Source organism: Chitinophaga sp. MM2321 (genome assembly GCF_964033635.1).
In the GTDB taxonomy this organism is placed as follows: domain Bacteria; phylum Bacteroidota; class Bacteroidia; order Chitinophagales; family Chitinophagaceae; genus Chitinophaga.
In genome coordinates this window covers 6,725,394-6,746,737 of record NZ_OZ035533.1, presented here as the reverse complement: position 1 = coordinate 6,746,737, position 21,344 = coordinate 6,725,394, and the positions used below count along the sequence as shown (strand labels likewise).

Sequence of the window (21,344 nt, the reverse complement as noted above, 5' to 3'; positions counted from 1 at the left end):
TATCAAAAAAAAAGATTCTGCGAATCCTTTCCCGCTCTTTTTCACCTGATGAATGCTAAATGTATAAATATTTTCGGATCTATTGCAAGGATCGGTCACTTTTTTTACAACCGGCAACCACCCTACACGCAAATGTTGCTGTAAAGGCGCAAGAGTGGTAGCGAAACCGCGTCACCGTCAGGCAGATCCCCGCAGGATCAGTTTTCCCGGCAATTCCACCGCCATTTCCGTGAGCGGACCCTTATCCTTCCCCAGCTGGTGCATCAGCAGGGCGATAGCCGCTTTTGCAATGCCTTCAATAGGCTGCTCTATCACAGATATACCGGGAGGATAAAGCCTGAAAATGTCCTGGTCATCAAAACAAATCACTGCCAGATCGTCCGGCATTTTCAACCCCAGCTTAGCCAGTACCTCCAGCCCCATGATGCCCAGGTAATTGGTGGCAAAGAAAACAGCTTCCAGATCAGGGTTGTCTCCTATAAAGCGTTGCAGCTCCTGTAAAGATTCTTCCCGGGGTTTGTGGTAATCTACCCGGTGGATATATTTCTTTTTTACGGGAATGCCATGCTGTTTCATACTGCTCATATAGCCACGGAGGCGCTCCTCCAATTGAATCAGCTTAACATCTACCGTAACAAAAGCAATTTTTGTAAACCTTTTTTTGATCAGGTGTTCCATTCCCTGTTGCACCCCGTCGAAATTATCGATCAGTACATAAGGCGCCTTGATAGCCGGAAAGTAACTATCCATCAGCACTACCGGCTTATGATGCTGTACCAGCTGCTGGATTTCTTTTTCCATACCTGGTGCTGGGGTGATCAGGTAGCCATCTACCATCTGCCGGCCCAACATGTGTATCAATTCACTTCCTTTCTGTGCATTATTCTCTGTACTGCAATACACCACGTTATAACCCATCAGCTCCGCTTCCGTTTCGATGGTTTTAGCGAGACTGGCAAAAAAACTTCCTGAAATACTCTCTACGATCAGTCCAAGGGTTTTGGACTGGCCGGTACGGAGATTTACCGCTACACGATGAGGTTCATAACCGGATTTTTCCACCACTTTCAGAATTTTGGCGGCTACTTCATCGCGGATCCGCATTTGTTTACCTTTTCCATTCAATACAAAGGATACCGTAGATGGCGCCACACCGGCCATTTTAGCAACATCCTTCAGGGTGAGTCTCTTCATGGGTATATTTTAATATTTGATTGGTGCTCCTGCGTATTTCTTCGTGTACGCATTTGGATTTGCCGGAACTTTATTTGAAGGGCATTGTAGTGGAAAATACAAAATAACAGTTAATTCATATAAAAAAGGAACAAATTGGTTATCTTAGGCTAACAGGAAATATTCTGTTAAACCACGCGTTATTATATAATACAACGGAGCATTAAACTACCTGTATCCAGTACAGCAGACAAATTTAGACAGACAGACTATGAAGCATTTTTCCCAACTTTCTGATCCTGTTTTTGTAAAATCAGCACAGGAAACATACCTAGACAGACTTTTCAAGTCCATGATCAAAGACGAGCGCGATCTGCCATTTGTGTACTTAACGCTGCAAATCACTTTCACTTTATGGCCGTTGGCTATCATCCTTTACTGGCCCGGCGTTAATAACTGGATCTGGTGGGCTGCTGCCATTGCCTACCAGTTTCTTAACAACCTTACTTTCAAAGGTCCGTTCGGACTGATGCTCCACTGTACCAGTCATCGTGTTTTCTTTGAAAAAAAATACCATCTTCTTAATAATTATCTCCCCTGGTTTATAGGCCCGCTCTTTGGTCAAACACCGGAAACCTACTATACGCACCATATTGGCATGCATCATCCGGAGAACAATATGCCGGAAGATGAAAGCTCCACCATGGCGTTTCAGCGCGACTCTATCCGCAGCTTCGCCAATTACCTGGGCAGTTTTGTGGTAGTGGGCGTATATAACCTCGCACGCTATCATCTCCGTAAAAAAAGGAGCAAACTGTTTGTACGGCTGGTAAGGGGAGAGCTGCTATTTATAGCTGCCTGTATTGGTTTATCCTTCATCAACTTCCCGGCAACCTTAGTGGTGTTCATCCTGCCCTATGCTATTTCCCGCGTTATCATGATGGTGGGAAACTGGGCACAGCACGCGTTTATCAGTGCCACAGAACCAGACAACCCTTATAAAAACAGCATTACCTGTATCAATACCAAATACAATCATAAATGCTGGAATGATGGTTATCACATCAGTCATCATGTGAAACCCAATATGCACTGGACCGAACACCCGGTATTTTTCCGGGAAACACTGGCTGAATACATCAGCAACGATGCGATTGTATTTGACGGCATTCACTTTCTGCATGTATGGGCCTACCTGATGGGTAAGCGGTATGACTTGCTGGCAAAGCATTTTGTAAATATCGGCGACCGGTTTCAAACAGATGCGGAAGTTATTTCTTTCCTGAAACAACGTACCAGGCGGATCATCTCCACACCAGCGTCACCGGTGGTAGCGGCAGCCTGATCATCTCCATATCATATTTTTTTTACACTTTATAACACTATCATATCTTATAATGGTAGTGATGCTCGTCAAAATGCCCGTCCATACTACATTTCAGGCCGTCCGCGGAAAGTTATATTATATTATCTTAATGAATATGCATATTCATAACAATAAGTAACTAAATTTGCGCTCTAACTTTTTTTATTAAAGTAAAAAATATGCGTACTGTTACACTGAAAAGGGTTGTGGTTACCGGATTGGGAGCATTAACACCTATCGGGAATGATGTAGAAACTTTTTGGAACAACTTGAAGGCAGGTGTCGGTGGCGCCGGCCCCATCACTAAATTTGACACCACAGAGTTCAAAACAAAATTTGCCTGTGAAGTCAAAGGATTTGATGTAGAAAAATATATGGAAAAGAAAGAAGCCCGCAAAATGGATTGCTTCACGCAGTATGCTATGGTGGCTGCGCAGGAAGCAGTACAACATGCCGGCCTCGATAAAGAAGGGATAGATAAAACTAAAATAGGCGTGATCTGGGCTTCCGGTAACGGTGGTATGCTCACGTTTGAAGAACAGATCGTGGAATTTACACAGGCTAATTTTGTTCCTAAATTCAATCCGTTCTTTATTCCTAAATTAATCTGCGATATCGCTGCCGGCCAGATAGCTATGAAATATGGCTTTATGGGGGTTAACTTCTGTACTGTTTCCGCCTGTGCCTCTTCTACAAGTGCACTGGTAGATGCGTTCAACTACATCCGTCTTGGTAAAGCCAATGCGATCGTTGCCGGTGGCTCCGAAGCACCGGTTACCCGTGCAGGTATTGCAGGATTCAACGCATTAAAAGCATTATCTACCCGCAACGATGATGCAGAACATGCTTCCCGCCCATTTGATGCACTACGTGATGGTTTTGTAATGGGAGAAGGCGCCGGTGCTATCATCCTGGAAGAATATGAACATGCTGTTGCCAGAGGTGCTACCATCTACGGCGAAATGATCGGCGGTGCCATGACCTGCGATGCCTACCATCTTACGGCTACCCATCCGGAAGGCATGGGCGCAAGATTAGGTATGGAACAGGCACTGGAAGATGCTGAAATTACCCCTACAGATGTAGATTATATCAACTCACACACCACTTCCACACCGGTTGGTGACCTGAGTGAGCTGAAAGCAATTGTAGCCGCATTTGGCGACCATACACCCAAACTCAATATCAGTGCTACCAAATCCATGACAGGTCACCTGTTGGGCGCTGCGGGCGCTATTGAAGCCATTGCGTGTATCAAAGCTACCCAGGAAGACATCATTCCGCCTACCATCAATACCCTTTCCCTCGGCGAAGGTATTCCCACTAACCTGAACCTCACCCTGGGCAAAGCACAGCAACGTGTTGTAAACATTGCCATGAGTAATACTTTCGGTTTTGGCGGACACAATGCCATTGTGGTATTCAAGAAATATAAATCTTAATGGATATGATTTCCCTGAAATAAGAAAAATTATTACCAGGAAAAAATAAATATCTCAATAAAATTTAAGATGCCTGTTCCCACTTAAAAGGAACAGGCATCTTCCGTTATTTCACCAACTTTTCACACCTCCTGCACCCATCCTGGTAATCATATCAATCTCATAAATCCTGGTCCAATTCGTAATTATCACGTAGCTTAGTAGTTTATTACTATGGCAAAGAAAAAAGAGAATGTACCCGCTGCTCCCGCTCCAGAAGCCACTGCAGATGACCAGATAGCTGTATTTGGCGCACGGGAGCATAACCTGAAAAACCTGGACCTGCTGTTGCCCAAAAATAAACTCGTGGTGATCACCGGTATCAGTGGAAGTGGCAAATCATCACTGGCATTTGATACAATTTATGCAGAAGGACAACGCCGTTATATGGAGAGTTTTTCTGCTTATGCCCGTCAGTTTATCGGCGATATGGAAAGACCCGATGTAGATAAAATCACCGGTCTTTCTCCCGTTATTTCTATTGAACAGAAAACCACCAATAAAAATCCCCGCTCTACCGTAGGTACCATCACGGAAATATATGATTTCCTCCGGTTGCTGTATGCCCGCGCGGGACTGGCCTATTCTTACAATACCAATAAGCGCATGACGCGCTTCTCGGAAGAAGAAATACTGGATCATCTCTTCAAAAATTATAATAAAAAGAAACTCGTTATACTGGCGCCGCTGGTACGTGGCCGTAAAGGCCATTACCGCGAACTGTTTGAACAGGTACGCAAACAGGGTTACGTGAAAGTGCGCGTGGATGGGGAAATACAGGACCTCAAAGAAAGAATGCAGGTAGACCGCTACAAGATCCACGACATAGAACTGGTGATAGACCGTATCCAGGTGCAGGACGATGCACGTACCCGCATCAGCCAGAGCGTACAAAAGGCGCTCACCATGGGCAAGGGCCTCCTGTTTATCATGGATAATGATACCAACAAGGTAAGCCAGTACAGCAAACAGTTGATGTGTGAAGATACCGGCCTTTCCTACGAAGAGCCATCTCCCAACACCTTCTCTTTCAACTCGCCCTATGGCGCGTGTCCGCGGTGTAAAGGGCTGGGCACCATCTACCAGATCAATATGGACGCGGTCATCCCCGATGAAAGCGTGTCTATCAACGACGGCGGACTGGCCCCTCTCGGCGAAGCCCGCGACACCTTTACATTTAAACAGGTACAGCAACTCGCAAAAAAATATAAATTCTCACTCACTTCCCCTATTTCTTCCATCCCCGAAAAAGCCCGCAACGTACTGTTGTTTGGCGATGAAAACGGTAAGCTGGAAGTTGATATGGCCTTTGAGCAAAACGGCGACGGCAGCCAGTATTCCACCGAATATGAAGGTGTGGTAAACATGGTACGCCGCTATTTCAACGATACTTCTTCCGATCATGTGCGCAACTGGGCCGAAGGCTTTATGCAACTCAGCACCTGCCCGGAATGTAATGGCACCCGGCTGAAGAAAGAAAGTTTGTTTTTTAAGGTAGATGATAAAAATATTTCCGAACTGGGAAATATGGATCTCGACAAACTAGCCGACTGGTTCCTGCACGTGGAAGACAGACTGGAAAAGAAACAGAACCTTATCGCCAAAGATATCCTGAAGGAAATCCGCGAGCGGCTTGGCTTCCTGCTAAATGTAGGACTCAGCTACCTCACCCTGAACCGGCCCACCAGGACCCTCAGCGGTGGCGAATCGCAGCGCATCCGGCTGGCCACACAGATAGGTTCCCAGCTGATGGGCATCACCTATATTCTTGATGAGCCCAGCATCGGCCTGCATCAGCGCGATAACATGCAGCTGATAGCAGCCCTGCGCAACCTCCGGGAAATGGGGAACACCGTAATTGTTGTAGAACACGATAAAGATATTATGCTGAGTGCAGATCACCTCGTGGACATAGGCCCCGGCGCCGGCGTACACGGCGGACAAATCATTGCACAAGGTACCCCCAAAGAGATCCTGAAACTGAATACACCCACCGCCGGTTACCTCAACGGTAAACGCGCCGTGCCCGTTCCTGCCGAACGCCGCAAAGGCAATGGCAACAGCCTTGAGCTGAAAGGCGCTTCCGGCAACAACCTGAAGAATGTAAACGTGAAACTGCCACTGGGCACTTTCATCTGTGTAACAGGTGTTTCCGGCAGCGGTAAGTCTACCCTGATCAACGAAACACTGTACCCCATTCTGTCTAAACATGCCTATGACTCCAAAATGGTGCCCATGCCCTACAAAAGCATTAAAGGGCTGGAGCATATAGATAAAGTCATTGAGATAGACCAGTCGCCCATAGGCCGCACCCCGCGCAGCAATCCGGCTACCTATTGTGGCTTCTTTACGGATATACGCACCCTGTTTGCGATGGTACCGGAAGCCAAGATCAGGGGCTACAATGCAGGTCGTTTTTCTTTCAATGTAAAAACCGGCCGCTGTGATGTTTGTGAAGGCGGCGGCATGCGCGTCATAGAAATGAACTTCCTCCCCGATGTATATGTGCACTGTGAAAAATGTAATGGTCGCCGCTACAACCGGGAAACACTAGAGATCCGTTACAAAGGAAAATCGATCTCCGATGTACTGGATATGACGGTAGACGAGGCCGTAGAATTTTTCCAGGCAGTACCCTGGATCTACCGGAAAATAAAAACACTGCAGGATGTGGGCCTGGGATATATCACCCTGGGTCAATCTGCTGTAACCCTCTCCGGTGGAGAAGCGCAGCGTGTAAAACTGGCCACCGAACTCTCTAAAAAAGATACCGGCAAAACCATCTATATCCTCGACGAACCTACTACAGGTTTACATTTCCAGGATATTTTACTGCTGCTGAAAGTGTTGAACAAACTGGTAGACCGCGGCAATACGGTATTGGTGATAGAACATAATCTCGACGTCATCAAGATGGCAGATTATGTAATAGACCTGGGTCCTGAAGGCGGTGGTGGTGGCGGTACCATTTTATGTACCGGTACACCCGAACAGATCAGCACCTGTAAAGACAGCCATACTGCCAGATTCCTCAAAAAGGAGCTGGGAATTTAATATCTTGCCAACTGTAAACAAGGAATGAAAAGCATTTACCAGATATTACTCACGTGTTCATTACTGGCAGCCATTGCAGCTTGTGAAAATGAAACAAAGATCTGCGACCAGACATTGCGTTCGGACCTGCAGGTATTGTTCCGGCGCGACAGCGCAGGTAAAGTATGGGACACAACCATGCCCAAAGTAACCTTGTATGCACTGGGAAGGGACAGTATCTACAAACAACAACGGCTGAAAAATATATTCCTGACATTGTCGCCCCTGGTGGATAGCAGCCAGTTTTACCTGAAAGTGGACTCCACGCTCACGCCGGACACACTAACGTTCAGGTATACACGCACCACACATTTTATATCACCCGGATGCGGCTTCGGCACTTACTATTACCTGGATACGGTAGTAGCTACACGGCATACAATTGATTCCGTTCTAATTAATTTAAAGACAGTAACCAGCAGTAATGATACGCATCTTACTTTGTTTTTCTTTAATCAGTAGTATCCTGTGGGGCGTTACTGCACAGGCACAACAAAAGCCGGCAGCCGTTAAAACAGATACTATTCATAAACCCGCAGCTGATACCACAGCTGCCATTACTTATAAGGACAGCTCGTACTTCGTACCCGGCGGGTTACGACTGGGGCTCGATCTTGGCCGTATTCTAACCGCCGTGTATTATCCTTACCGGAAAGAAGTAACCGTAATAGCGGATGCCCGAATTAAAAGTGACCTGTATCTCGCCGCAGAAGCGGGTTACACCAATACCCCCTTCAGCGATTCCAACTACACTTATAAAGGAAGCGGCGCTTTTATAACACTGGGCGTGGATTATAACTTCCTGAAAAGACAATACCCGTCAGAAAAAAACATGTTCTATGGCGGCATACGGTACGGCTTTTCCCACCTCACCTATGAAGTACCTTCCTATACGATCAATAGTCCATACTGGGGTAAAAACCTCGCAGGCAGCATCCCTAAAACCAATGTCAATGCCCATTGGGTAGAACTGGTAGTGGGACTGAAAGCAGAAGTATTGAAAAACTTTTTCCTGGGATGGAATCTGCGTGAGCGCATCCTGATCAATAACGTAAAATCTGATGAGATCACACCACTGGTGATACCAGGCTTTGGCAGCGGCTCCAAAAATGCCGTATTTGATATGCAATACACCATATCATACCAGTTTCCGCTGTACAGAATAAAGCAACATCATTTGATACCATCGAAGGTGGAGAAAAAGAAAATACCCAAAAAATAATCAGCGCCGGATCATTTCAATATGCGGTATCCCATCCTCCAGGTACGTATCACTCGTTTGTTCAAATCCAAGCGACGTATAAAAACGCTGTAAATATTGCTGGGCGCCGATCTTTATAGCACCCTTCCCATAATGTTCCTGTACAGTGGCAATGGATTTTTTCATCAGTTCCCTGCCGGCACCAGTGCCCCTCGCCAGCTGAGAAGTGACTACACGGCCTATCGATGATTCAGGAAATCTAATGCCAGGCGCAAACACCCGGGTATAAGCCAGCAACTGACCGTTGGCATCCCTGCCCATCACATGCAACGCTTGCTGATCAGCGTAGTCAATATCCTGGTACAAGCACCGCTGCTCTACCACAAACACCTCGTTCCGCAAATGCAGTATTGCATACAGCTCCTGCGTTGTCAGTTCCCCGAAGGACTTAATTTCCCAATTCATAAACACAACTTTGCTATAAATTTAATGGAAGCTTTCAATAATACTGCTAATTTTATAGCCTATAAATGAATCTTTAGTGTAACCAAGAATGATGGAAGATAAGCAGACGCCGTTCCTTTCACTGGAACACATCACCGTAAGATACCTCGACAAAACACTCTTCAATGCGCTCAGCTGGCAGATCAGCAAAGGAGAACAATGGGCGGTTACCGGCGACAGCGGCTCCGGCAAAACGGCCCTGCTGAATACCATCCTGGGCAAATTCAATATTATCAACGGCAGCATCCATCATCACTTTTATGACGATTGGCGCGCTACGCATACCATCACCGATCCTTATTTCAACTACCGTAACCTGGTGGCGATGGTAGGCCATCATCATACTTTCCGCAACCTCTCCAATACGACCACAGATTTTTACTATCAGCAGCGGTTCAACAGTATGGATGCGGAAAATTCGCCTACCGTGACGGAGTATCTCCAGGTCAGCGAATTGCCTGCACTGGTAGTACCCCTGCGCATAGCCCCACTGCTGGAAAAGCGGCTGATCAAACTATCCAATGGTGAAACCCGGCGGGTAATGATCGCAAAAGCACTCCTGCAACAGCCACAACTGCTCATGCTCGACAACCCGTTCATCGGGCTGGATATACAGGCACGTAAGGACTTCAGTAACATGGTCAATGAGATTATCCGCAACGGCACCACCGTATTGCTGGCTACCGCACCGCATGAAATACCGGATCATATCACCCATGTACTAACGCTCGAAAATGGCGTAATAACGGGTAAGTATACACGCAGTGAATTTATCAAGCGCCCGTTACCTGCGCAAAAGGAACAGCCATTGCCCGAAATGGAAGCGGCTAAAATATCAGCATTGGTGCAACGTACTACCACACCGGACTTTCAGACGATTGTAAAGATGGAAAACGTACGGGTAAAGTATGGAGAGAATGTGATCCTGGATAATATTAACTGGACGGTGAAACCCAATGAGAAATGGGCTTTGCTGGGACATAACGGTGCAGGTAAATCTACCTTACTGAGTCTCATCAATGGTGATAATCCACAGGCTTATGCCAACAAGCTATGGCTGTTTGACCGCAAACGTGGCAGCGGCGAAAGCATCTGGGATATTAAAAAGAAGATCGGTTTTATCTCTCCCGAACTTCATCAGTACTTCACTTCGCGCGATCATTGTTTACAGGTAGTATGTTCCGGTTTCTCCGATATCATCGGCAGCATCCGCCCGGCTACACCCGCCCAGGTGCAGATAGCAAAAGACTGGATGGACATCCTTGGCATCGGCCAGCATACAGCGTCGCCATTCAAACAGGTGCCTGAAAGCGCCCAGCGCCTGGTGCTGCTGGCGCGTGCACTGGTAAAGAACCCGCCACTCCTGATCTTTGATGAACCTTGCCAGGGACTGGATGCACAACAAAAACAACATTTCAAAAAAGTAATAGAACTGCTTTGTGAACATATGCCCGTAACACTCATCTATGTTACCCATTACGAAGATGAACTACCGGCCTGCGTAGATAAATTTATCCGGTTAACTAACGGTAAACAGTGATTTACAATATAACATCATCATCCTGGTTGGCGAATATTGATATATATATTTAAAAAAAATTATCTTCGCTGATCAGGACAACCCATTTAATTACATAAATCCTGTTACATTCGTATTTAATAGTAATAGTTAATCACCATAATCCATTCCCTGATGCACCTGACAAAACGGTTCTTTGCTGTTGTAGCATTATTTGTTTCCCTGGCAGCACTTTCATTGATGAGCGGCTGCCGGACCGCACGAAAAGAAATGAATCCCGAATTTGCCAGATATATTGAGGCATATACCGCGGGGATCATCTCCAAACAAAGCCCTATCCGCGTACATCTTGCCGGACAGGTAAACGTAACACATACGCAGAATGAAGCACTTGAAAAAGAAGTGTTCACCTTTTCCCCGTCCATAAAAGGGAAATCATACTGGATCGATGCCACTACTATCGAATTCCGGCCGGATGAAAATCTGCAACCAGGTAAAGCCTACGAAGCTACTTTTAAGCTGGGTAAGGTCATGGATGTACCGGCAGCACTCAAAGAATTCAACTTTGGGTTCAAGGTGATCAAACCTTCCTTTTCAGTAGATGTATATGGCCTGAAAGCCAGTACCAATACTACCCTGGACAAGATGTCATTTACCGGCGCCGTATATACTTCGGATACAGAAAGTCCGCAGGCCATCGAAAAATTACTGACCGCACAATATAACGGCAAGAAACTGCCGATCACCTGGCAACATAACGCCAACGAACGTACGTCGAAATTTACTGTCGCCAATATTGAACGTGGCAATACAGCCCGCAACCTGGAACTGAGCTGGAACGGCGATGCCCTGAAAGTAAATAATGCCGGCAAAAAAACGGTGGAAGTTCCCGCCATTGGCGACTTCAAAGTACTGGACGTGAAAGCCAAAACTGATCCAGAACTGCACCTGCTGGTACAGTTCTCCGATCCGGTCAGCATGGCGCAAACACTGGAAGGACTGATCAGTATCAGCGGGCAGGCCGATCTTCGCTATACCGTTGATGGCAGCGAAGTAAAAGTATATGCACCCGTACGGCTGGAAGGAAACTACAACGCTATTATCAATGAAGGCATCATTAATATAACAGATAAACGTTTAGGCAAAACTTTCAGCGCCAATGTAAACTTTGAAAACACATTGCCCTCTGTGGAAATCCCCGGCAACGGCGTAATCCTGCCGGAAAGCAACAAGCTGGTGATGCCCTTTGAAGCGGTGAACCTCAACGCTGTGGATGTAACCATCATCAAGATCTATGAAAATAATGTGCCGCAATACCTGCAAAGCAATACCCTCAACGGTGACCAGGAATTACGCCGTGTAGGCAGACCCGTAGTAGAGAAAACCGTCAGGCTGGATTCGGATAAATCAGTAAACCTGCACAAAAAGAACCGCTTCTTCCTGGATCTCGACAAATTACTACGCACAGAGCCAGGTGCTATCTACCGCATCACTATCGGCTTCCGTAAAGCATATGCCATGACTACCTGCGCAGCAGCGGATACCTTAGCAGACGGACAGGCCAATGAAGAAGATGATGAATATGAACGTAATTATTACGGAGATAAGATAGATGAGGATGATGCCTTCTGGCAACGCTATGACAGCTACTATCCATATGGTTACAGCTGGGAACGCCGTAATGATGCCTGCTCCAACTCCTATTATACCTCAGACAAATGGGCGTCCCGCAACGTTATCTCTTCCAACATTGGCCTTATTGCCAAAAGAGGAAATGACAACAGCATGATGATAGCGGTAACGGATATACGCGATACTAAACCCTTGATAGGCGTGGAACTGGAACTTCTCGACTATCAGAACCAGGTTATCTTTAAAACCAAAAGTGATGGGGAAGGTATGGCCACTTTCGACCTGAAACGCAAGCCCTATGTGCTCATTGCTAAAAAAGGAAATGAAAGGGGCTATCTTAAACTGGACGATGGCAGCTCACTCCCTCTCAGCCGGTTTGATGTAAAAGGCGAAGAAGTGCAAAGCGGTATCAAAGGCTTCCTCTATGGAGAGCGTGGCGTATGGCGTCCCGGTGACTCCGTATACCTTACCTTTATCCTGGAAGATAAAGAAAACAAACTCCCCGCCGACCACCCGGTTACACTGGAACTATACAATCCAAAAGGACAATTATATAAACGTATTAACCAGCACGAAAACCTGCATGGCTTTTACAAATTTGCCACCGCCACCGATGCGGATGATCCTACCGGCAGCTGGGTGGCCAAAGTAAAAGTAGGCGGCGCCACTTTCCAGAAAAATGTGCGTATAGAAACCGTGAAGCCCAACCGCCTGAAAATTAAAATGGATTTTGGCAGCAATACCGCGCTAACAAAAGGCAGCGGCTCCCAGGGCACCTTATCTGCTATGTGGCTGTTTGGCGCCACTGCACAGCATTTAAAAGCCAAGGTAGATGTATCGCTGGTACAACAAAAAACCAGCTTCAAAAACTTCGCAGACTATTCATTTGATGATCCGGTAGCGCAGTTTGAAGCAGAGAATAAAACCATTTTTGAAGGTCCGCTGAATGATAACGGTTCAGCACCGGTGAATGCAAACATTCAACTGGGTAAACTGGCCCCCGGCCAGTTGAAAGCCAACTTCGAAGTGAAAGTATTTGAGCCAGGAGGTGATTTCAGTATCGATCATTTCTCCATGCCCTATAATCCATTCACGTCCTATGCAGGGCTCCGCATTCCGCAGGGCGACCGTACCACCGGTATGCTGCTGACAGACAAAGACCACACCATCGATCTCGTGGATGTGGATGACAAGGGTAATCTTACTACCGGCAGCCGCGAAGTACAGGTAGAACTGTATAAGATCAGGTGGAGATGGTGGTGGGATGAAGGCGAGAACGAGAATTTCTCCAACTTTACCCAGGACAGCTACAACCAGCTGCTGACCAAAGAAACAGTGACCCTGCAAAATGGTAAAGGCAAATGGAGCCTGCGCATTAACGCACCCGACTGGGGTCGTTTCCTGATCCGTGTAAAGGACCTGCAAAGCGGCCATACGGCGGGCAAATCTGTGTACATTGACTGGCCCGGATGGGCAGAAAGAATGCAGAAAGACAATCCTGCGGAAGCAGCGATGCTTGTATTCACATCAGACAAACAACAGTATAAAACAGGCGACGACATCAACCTCACTATCCCCAGCAGTGAAGGCGGCAGAGGATTGGTCAGCATCGAATCCGGTAGTAAAGTGCTGAAAACATTCTGGCTCAAAACACAACAGGGACAAACAACATTCAAGTTCAAGGCGGAGAAAAATATGACGCCTAATATATACGTTAACGTTACCCTGCTGCAACCACATGCACAAACGCTGAATGATCTTCCTATCAGGATGTATGGCACCATTCCTATTTCTGTAGAAGATCCCGGCACCATCCTGAAACCGGTGATCACCATGCCGGAGAAGCTGCAACCTGAATCAGAAGGTACTATAACCGTGAGTGAAAGCAACGGTAAGGCAATGACCTACACCATTGCCATTGTGGATGAAGGATTGCTGGATCTTACCCGTTTCAAAACACCGGACCCGCATAGTTCCTTCTATGCACGTGAAGCGTTGGGCGTAAAAACATGGGATCTTTTTGATTACGTGATAGGTGCCTGGGGTGCTGACCTGGACCGCATATTGAGCATCGGCGGTGATGAAGGGCTGGATAAAAATGCCGGCAGCGCCAAAGCAAACCGCTTTAAACCGGTCGTGAAATATATGGGACCGTTCTACCTGAAGGGCGGACAAAAACAAACGCATAAATTCAAACTACCTCCTTACATCGGCTCGGTAAAAGCCATGGTGGTAGCAGGTCAGGAGGGTGCATACGGTTTCGCAGAAAAAGTGGTGGCGATAAAAAAACCACTCATGCTACTCACAACAGCGCCCCGTGTACTGGGACCGTCTGAAACCATTCAGCTACCGGTTACAGTGTTTGGCCTCGAACCAAATATCCGTTCTGTTAATGTAACACTCAGTACCAGCCCATTGCTGGAAATAGTAGGCGAACAAAATAAAACCGTCACCTTCTCCCAACCAGGAGAACAACTGGTGTACTTTGATGTAAAAGTAAAACCGCAGACAGGCATCGCTAAAATTAAAGTAGTGGCCAGCAGCGGCGGCGAGAAAGCAGAAGAAAATATAGAGCTGAATGTACGGAACCCCAACCCGGTGATCACTAACGTGATCGAACACACGCTGGAGGGAAGCCAGCAATGGAACACGCCGTACAGCCCTGTGGGTATGAGTGGTACCAATTCCGGCGTACTGGAGGTTTCTACGATTCCATCGCTCAACCTGGGTAAACGTCTTCAATTCCTGATCGGCTATCCACATGGATGTATCGAACAAACAACTTCCGGTGTATTCCCACAACTGGTATTGAACCAGCTGATGGACCTGAAAGAATCACAACTGGCAGAAATAACGAGGAATGTAAAAGCCGGTATCAACCGCCTGAAAAGCTTCCAGACTTCCGATGGAGGTCTTAGCTACTGGCCGGGTGAAAGCAACTCCGATGAATGGGGTACCAACTATGCAGGGCATTTCATGCTGGAAGCACAGGCGCTCGGTTATACGCTTCCACCGGGATTACTGGACCAGTGGAAGAAATACCAGCGCAATAAAGCCAGCACCTGGGCGCCCAGTACACAGAACTTCTACGGCGGGGATCTTACCCAATCGTATCGTCTCTACCTGCTGGCACTGGCCAAAGCGCCCGAACTGGGCGCCATGAACAGGCTGAAAGAATTCAAATACTTGTCTGTTCCCGCCAAATGGCGGCTGGCAGCAGCTTACAAGCTGGCAGGCCAACCGGAAGTAGCCAATTCACTGGTGCAGAACCTGGGCACAGATGTAAAACCATATAATCAGCTGGGCGGTACTTTCGGCTCCGATCTGCGTGATAAAGCCATGATCCTGGAAACAATCACCATCCTCGGACAGCGTAACCGCGCGAATGAACTGGTGAAACAGATTGCGGCGCAGTTATCACAAAACGACCAATGGTATAGCACACAAACAACTGCCTATGCCCTCATTGCAGTAGCGAAATATTGTGGCAACAATAAAGGTAGCAGCAAAATGAATTTCGCATACACCTTAAACGGCGTTAAAGGCAGCGTAAACGGACAATCTTTCGTAACGCAGGTACCTGTCACCTTTAGCGGCGCAACGGGAAATATAACCATGCAGAACAACGGACAGAATGTATTATACGTTCGCCTCATCCTGCAAGGCCAGCCCGATGCCGGTCAGGAACCGGTGGCCAGCAATAATCCCGATATACTCGGTATGCAGGTACAATACAGCACCCGCGACGGCAAACCGCTGGACCCCGCCACCATGCGGCAGGGCAGCGACTTCATGGCCACTGTTACCATTCACAACCCCGGCAAACGCGGCTACTACGAACAAATGGCACTGTCGCAGATCTTCCCGTCAGGATGGGAAATACTCAATACCCGCTTAATGGATAATGACAGCGCATTCCATTCGTCACCAGCTACGTATATGGATATACGTGATGACAGGGTGTATACTTATTTTAATATTGAAGAAAATAAAACACGTACGTACAACGTGCTGCTGAATGCTGCATACCTGGGCCGGTATTATCTTCCGGCTACTTCCTGCGAAGCGATGTATGATAATACCATACATGCATTTATACCGGGAAAATGGGTAGAGGTAACGAAGTAGAGAAAGGAATAAAAAAAGGGCTGACCGATATGCTTCGGTCAGCCCTTTTTTTATATACTAAAACTCCGGCGGCGTAAAGCCGAAGTGCCGGTAAATACTTTGTCCGCGGTCTCCCAACAGGAAAGCCATGAAATCAGTGGCCGCCTGCTGATGTGGCGCTGTTTTCAAAATACCCGCCCAATAGGATGCTTTGATATTTTCCTTTGCCGGAATAGCTACCGAAGATACCGGATGCCCCAGTAACTGCTGATAGTAGGCTTCCGTAAACCATACAGGGCCTGCATCTGCCTGTTTATATAAAACGCGCAGCGGCGTTTCGCGGTGGTGGATTTTCGTAAGATAAGTGGTACCTGTTTTCACTTTATCTTCCATAATACTATGCTGTAAAGCAGTACCACCGGCTTTTACATATGCTTCTTCTATGCGTTTGCCGATGCCTTCCCAGGCGGGATTGGGCATACTTACCCGCACATCTTTCCGCGCCAGGTCCCGCAAAGAGCGGATCTTTTTTGGATTATCTTTCTGTACCATGATAGCGAGGGTATTACCCGCATAATTTTTCACAACAGAGAAGCTATCACGGAGCTGATCAATACGGCCCTTTCCTGCGGTGTAGATGTCAGGTTTTATTTCAATGCGCAGGTTGCCCATCACCAGCGATCCGGTAGCAATCTGCTGTGCCAGGATGCCCGGCGGCAGCGTTTCTGCAAACACACGTGTATATTGTGGATAAGCCTTTTTAAAGTCGGCGATTAAAGAGTCTATGACCATAAACTGATTACCTGCAAAAAAGATCACCAGCTGCGGGTCAATGATATCGCCAAACAGATCAGGTACATTGTCGATACCAGGTACGGTAAAGTGTACACCACCCTGGGGTGGTGTGTTCCATGGCGGATCAAAGCGATGATCCTGGGCAAAGAGACTACCGGCCAATAGCAGGTTCGCTACCAGCAGTGTTATAATATGTTTCGTCATGGTGTATCGTTTATGGGTGTACGTAAGACCAGCCTTCCTGTTGTTTGATGATCAGCTCACCATTTCCGCTGGGTGTATAATTTACAAAAGGGAAAAGTTCATCTTTACTGATCTTCTTTTCTTTGAGTGTGTTCTCGCATTCTACCAGTATCACTCCTCTTGCTTTCAGGTCCTGGAGCAGTTCTTCATAAGGGTGATCCTTTCTGTATAAAGCTACACCACCACTATGTGCTACCAGTTCAATGGTCAGTTTATTTTGCAGACGTGGATCTTCCAGGGCGTTTTTAATATTACGCAGGGTGCCACGTATTACCTTATCATTGTCACTGTTCAGCTGATACACTGCCTTGTACTTTGTTTTACGCTGGCTCATGGCGTACTGTGTGCCTATCAGGCTGAAGAGGCAGAGCAGCAGGATTCCTTTTCTCATGGTCGGTTTATATTTTATAATGTTAAGGTTTCATCGGTTGGTAAGGGCCATACTTATGCTGTTTTTCAGAGAAAGCATCCGCATAGGGACCAAACGGGAAATCGATCGGCTTCTTTTTAATATCGACCCAGTCGCCGGATTGATCTTTATGTGGCCGTGGCTGCGAGTTAATAAAAGCAGCAACGTCCCAGGCTTCTTCATCTGTCAGCTGTGGGTTTTCGTAAGTTACGCCAAAAGGCATATTATATTTCACATAGCCGGCGAAGTTAGAGAGCCGGAAAAGACCCGCAGCATCATTGTAGCTTTGCGGCCCCCATAGTGGCGGGAAAGTATATACCACGCCATCGGGCTGTAGTAAGCCTTCTCCGTTTTTACCATGACAGGTCTGGCATTTTTGTGTGTAAACCTTGCTGCCGCCGGCAACATCCGCAGCACGGGTAAGCATAGGTACTTTTTTAATACCGCTACCCGCGGGGCTTTCGTCTTTTTTCACACCGGTGCCCACCCATTCAATATAGGCCTTCATGGCCACCATTTCTTTGCTGGAAGTGTCTGGCGCCTTACCGTTGAGGCTCCGCTCAAAACAATCGCTGATACGCTTGTAAACAGATTCGCTGGTGCCGGACCTCGCCCTGAACTTGGGATAGTTGGCAGCTACCCGGCTATAGTTGTTACCAAAGGGGCTGGTGCCTGCATTGAGGTGGCAGTTCTGACAGTTCATTCCATTGGAGAGCTGCAACACACTTCCTTTAGGACCCAGGTAACGGGCCGTTTCACTGATCAGCGCCTTGCCATAACGAATGGCGTCGCCCTTTTCGCCGGCAGGGATGCTGCTTTCCGCAGGCGGCTGCCATAAGGCAGGTTCTTTTGCAGCAACAGCTGATGCAGCCTCTGTAGCGGGTGTATCCGTCTTACCCGATGGCCGCCACCATAGATACCCAAAAATAAAACAGGTTTCCACTACTACCAGCAGCCCTAAAATAAACAGGCAGGTAACCAATCGGAAAATAATACGCCTGTGGCGTTGCACATCATTGTTCTCAGTTTTCATCGCAAATTACAGGTTGGTGTACATTGCAAATGTAGCAGGTACAGCGGGTCGTGTCAAATAACTAATAATTATAGGTAATAACGTCCGGTTATCATTATAACTATAAATTGGTTATGACTGATACAATTACAGGTAAAATCTTTTGTTGTTCAACCGGTTTCTCTTAAATAACTTATTACAAATCTGTCTTTAGCGATGCCAGATCCTTTAAATTTGACTGCAAAATACTCACATTTGCCATTGAATCAAATTGTTCGGCAGATTGAGACAATTATTTTACCAGATTTTACGAATGAACCGATATAAATTCCGACAGTGGTGTATAAAAAAGAAATGGTGGCTTGCCGCAGCAGCAGCGGTTTTGCTGGCCTATTATTTTTGTTTGCCCAGACATCTTTTTACCAGCCCTACTTCTTTTGTACTGGAAGATACCGGTGGCGATCTGCTCAATGCCAGCATTGCACCCGATGGGCAATGGCGCTTTCCTTACAACGCGGATGTGCCGGAAAAATTTGAAAAATGTATTGTAGCCTATGAAGATAAACGCTTCTATTATCACTGGGGCATCGATCCCATTGCGGTAGGCAGGGCGGTAAAACAGAACCTGCGTGGCAGAAAAGTAGTGAGTGGCGGTAGTACACTGACGATGCAGGTGATCCGGTTATCGCGTAATCAACCCCGCACTATCTGGCAAAAGATGCTGGAAGCAGTGATGGCTACCCGCCTGGAATTTGCCGCCTCTAAAAAGAAGATCATCGCCTTATATGCCGCCAATGCACCTTTTGGTGGCAACGTGGTTGGACTGGAAGCCGCCTCGTGGCGCTACTATGGCCGGAAAGCGGATCAGTTGTCATGGGGCGAGATGGCCGCACTCGCCGTATTACCCAACAGCCCCGCACTGGTACATCCCGGTCGTAACCGTACAACGTTAATGACTAAACGAAATCAGCTGCTCGACCGGTTATATCATCGCCACAACATTGACAGTATTACCTGTCAGCTGGCCAAGCTGGAACCCTTACCAGATCAGCCTTTACCGCTGCCGCAATATGCACCGCATTTACTGGACCGTTTCCGGCAGGATTATCAGCAACAAAAATCAGATGCCCCTACCCGTATCAGAACAACCGTAGACATAGCCTTACAACGGAATGTAACTACCATAGCAGAACGCTATCACAACGCCTACAAAGCCAATGGCATCAACAACGCCGCTGTACTGGTACTCGACGTGGAAACAGGCAACACCCTTTCCTATGTAGGCAATATTTATAAACCGGAAGATCCCGAGCTGGAAAGCCATGTAGATATTATCCAGGCGAGAAGAAGTCCCGGCAGTACACTCAAACCCGTTCTTTATGCAGCCATGCTCAATGATGGCCTCATACTGCCCAACACACTGATACCGGACATACCCACACAAATAGCCGGTTACTCACCACAGAACTTTGACCTCAACTATGACGGCGCTGTACCAGCGTCGCGGGCACTGGCACGTTCCCTCAACATCCCGGCAGTACGCATGTTACAGATATACCGCTACGAACGTTTTCATGCACTGCTGCAAAAAATGGGGATCACCACCCTCAATAAACCCGCAGATCATTACGGTCTTTCCCTTATCCTCGGCGGAGGTGAAACCACGCTGTGGGAAATGTGCGGTATGTACGCCAGTATGGCCCGAACATTGATTCACATGGATCAGTACAACGGCAAATATGACATGGATGATATTCATCCGCCTAACTATCAGCGCAACATCCAGCGCAAATCGCAATACGGATTAAGCAAAGAAGGCATCCTGGACGCAGGCTCCATCTGGTACGCCTTCCAGGCAATGACAGAAGTAATGCGCCCCGGTGAAGAAATGCTGTGGCAGCAGTTCTCATCATCCCAGCGCATCGCCTGGAAAACCGGCACCAGCTTCGGGTTCCGTGATGGATGGGCCATCGGCGTCACCCCAAAATATATCGTAGGCGTATGGGTAGGTAATGCAGATGGTGAAGGCAGACCCGGGCTGATCGGTGTTTCCACGGCAGCGCCCATCCTGTTCGACGTATTTCGTTTATTGCACACCGGTAGCTGGTTTAATACGCCGTATGCACAGCTGCATAAAATAGAGGTATGTCGTAAAAGTGGTTACAGGGCCAGCGAACTATGCGATGTAAAAGATTCTATGTATGTACCTGCAGCAGGTATCAGGGTAGGCGTTTGTCCGTATCACCAATTGGTGCATCTCGACAGAACAGGGCAGTGGCGCGTTACGGAAAGTTGTGAGTCGCCGGAGTTCATGCAACATAAATCATGGTTTGTACTGCCGCCTTCACAGGAATACTATTACCGCGGTAAAAACTCGTACGAGCAACTGCCCCCTTACAAACCGGATTGCCTCGCCTCCCTGGGGCAGGATAAAGCCCCTATGGAGCTGATTTACCCCCGTCCTAATGCGCGTATATCCGTTCCCGTAGAAATTGACGGTAAACCCGGTCAAACCATCTTCACCGCCACACACCGCAACAGCACCGCCAAAATATTCTGGCACCTCGATGATCATTTCATCGGTACCACCACCGAATTTCATCAGATGGCTTTACATCCGCCCAGCGGAAAACATACCATCACACTCGTAGATGAAAATGGAGAAAGAATAGAACTACAGTTCACTATCGTACCAGGAGACCAGGATTTACAGGAATAAAAAAGGATTAGCAGGATGGGTGTTTTGTTGTTTATAAATAATGATTTCAACAAAACGCCCATCCTGCTAATCCTTTTTTATTCCTGTAAA

General features: G+C 47.3%; 13 protein-coding genes. 8 read left to right on the top strand and 5 right to left on the bottom strand.

Features of this window, described 5'->3' with window-relative positions; all coding sequences use genetic code 11:
• Positions 1-177: 177 nt before the first annotated feature.
• Positions 178-1,194, bottom strand: coding sequence for a LacI family DNA-binding transcriptional regulator (locus tag ABQ275_RS26545; RefSeq protein WP_349316179.1), 1,017 nt, complete (start codon positions 1,192-1,194; stop codon positions 178-180).
• A 250-nt stretch (positions 1,195-1,444) separates the two neighbouring features.
• On the opposite strand from ABQ275_RS26545, the gene ABQ275_RS26540 reads away from it, so the two are divergent.
• The 5 genes from ABQ275_RS26540 (at position 1,445) to ABQ275_RS26520 (ending at position 8,335) form a co-directional block, all read left to right on the top strand.
• Positions 1,445-2,518: a fatty acid desaturase gene (locus ABQ275_RS26540; RefSeq protein ID WP_349316178.1), complete on the top strand. Its 1,074-nt coding sequence runs from the start codon at positions 1,445-1,447 to the stop codon at positions 2,516-2,518.
• A gap of 200 nt (positions 2,519-2,718) precedes the next feature.
• Positions 2,719-3,981 (top strand): beta-ketoacyl-ACP synthase II, encoded by a 1,263-nt coding sequence (gene fabF / locus ABQ275_RS26535; RefSeq protein WP_349316177.1) that lies wholly within the window; start codon positions 2,719-2,721, stop codon positions 3,979-3,981.
• A gap of 213 nt (positions 3,982-4,194) precedes the next feature.
• Complete coding sequence (gene uvrA / locus ABQ275_RS26530) at positions 4,195-7,074, top strand: excinuclease ABC subunit UvrA (protein WP_349316176.1); 2,880 nt, start codon at positions 4,195-4,197, stop codon at positions 7,072-7,074.
• 24 nt (positions 7,075-7,098) lie between these two features.
• Positions 7,099-7,575: a DUF6452 family protein gene (locus ABQ275_RS26525; protein ID WP_349316175.1), complete on the top strand. Its 477-nt coding sequence runs from the start codon at positions 7,099-7,101 to the stop codon at positions 7,573-7,575.
• On the top strand, positions 7,538-8,335 hold the full coding sequence (locus ABQ275_RS26520; protein ID WP_349316174.1) for a DUF6048 family protein: 798 nt from the start codon (positions 7,538-7,540) through the stop codon (positions 8,333-8,335). Before ABQ275_RS26525 ends, ABQ275_RS26520 begins: the two co-directional genes overlap by 38 nt.
• On the opposite strand, the gene ABQ275_RS26515 is transcribed toward ABQ275_RS26520, so the two are convergent.
• Positions 8,336-8,779 carry a GNAT family N-acetyltransferase gene (locus ABQ275_RS26515; RefSeq protein WP_349316173.1) on the bottom strand — a complete coding sequence of 148 codons (444 nt, stop codon included), beginning with the start codon at positions 8,777-8,779 and terminating at the stop codon, positions 8,336-8,338. It abuts the gene before it with no gap.
• Positions 8,780-8,867: 88 nt separating this feature from the next.
• Between ABQ275_RS26515 and ABQ275_RS26510 the strand changes: the two genes are divergently transcribed.
• Positions 8,868-10,358 (top strand): ATP-binding cassette domain-containing protein, encoded by a 1,491-nt coding sequence (locus ABQ275_RS26510; RefSeq protein ID WP_349316172.1) that lies wholly within the window; start codon positions 8,868-8,870, stop codon positions 10,356-10,358.
• Positions 10,359-10,511: 153 nt separating this feature from the next.
• Positions 10,512-16,097, top strand: a complete 5,586-nt coding sequence (locus ABQ275_RS26505; RefSeq protein ID WP_349316171.1) for an MG2 domain-containing protein — start codon at positions 10,512-10,514, stop codon at positions 16,095-16,097.
• 57 nt (positions 16,098-16,154) lie between these two features.
• Here the strand turns inward: ABQ275_RS26505 and ABQ275_RS26500 are convergent, their stop codons facing one another.
• The 3 genes from ABQ275_RS26500 to ABQ275_RS26490 are packed head-to-tail and all read right to left on the bottom strand — an operon-like array spanning position 16,155 to position 18,556.
• Complete coding sequence (locus tag ABQ275_RS26500) at positions 16,155-17,075, bottom strand: substrate-binding domain-containing protein (RefSeq protein ID WP_349316170.1); 921 nt, start codon at positions 17,073-17,075, stop codon at positions 16,155-16,157.
• Positions 17,076-17,085: 10 nt separating this feature from the next.
• Entirely contained in the window at positions 17,086-17,505 is a 420-nt protein-coding gene (locus ABQ275_RS26495) for a DsrE family protein (protein ID WP_349316169.1), read from the bottom strand.
• Between the two features lie 22 nt (positions 17,506-17,527).
• Complete coding sequence (locus ABQ275_RS26490; RefSeq protein WP_349316168.1) at positions 17,528-18,556, bottom strand: c-type cytochrome; 1,029 nt, start codon at positions 18,554-18,556, stop codon at positions 17,528-17,530.
• 292 nt (positions 18,557-18,848) lie between these two features.
• Between ABQ275_RS26490 and pbpC the strand changes: the two genes are divergently transcribed.
• Positions 18,849-21,254 (top strand): penicillin-binding protein 1C, encoded by a 2,406-nt coding sequence (gene pbpC / locus ABQ275_RS26485; RefSeq protein WP_349316167.1) that lies wholly within the window; start codon positions 18,849-18,851, stop codon positions 21,252-21,254.
• Positions 21,255-21,344 lie beyond the last annotated feature (90 nt).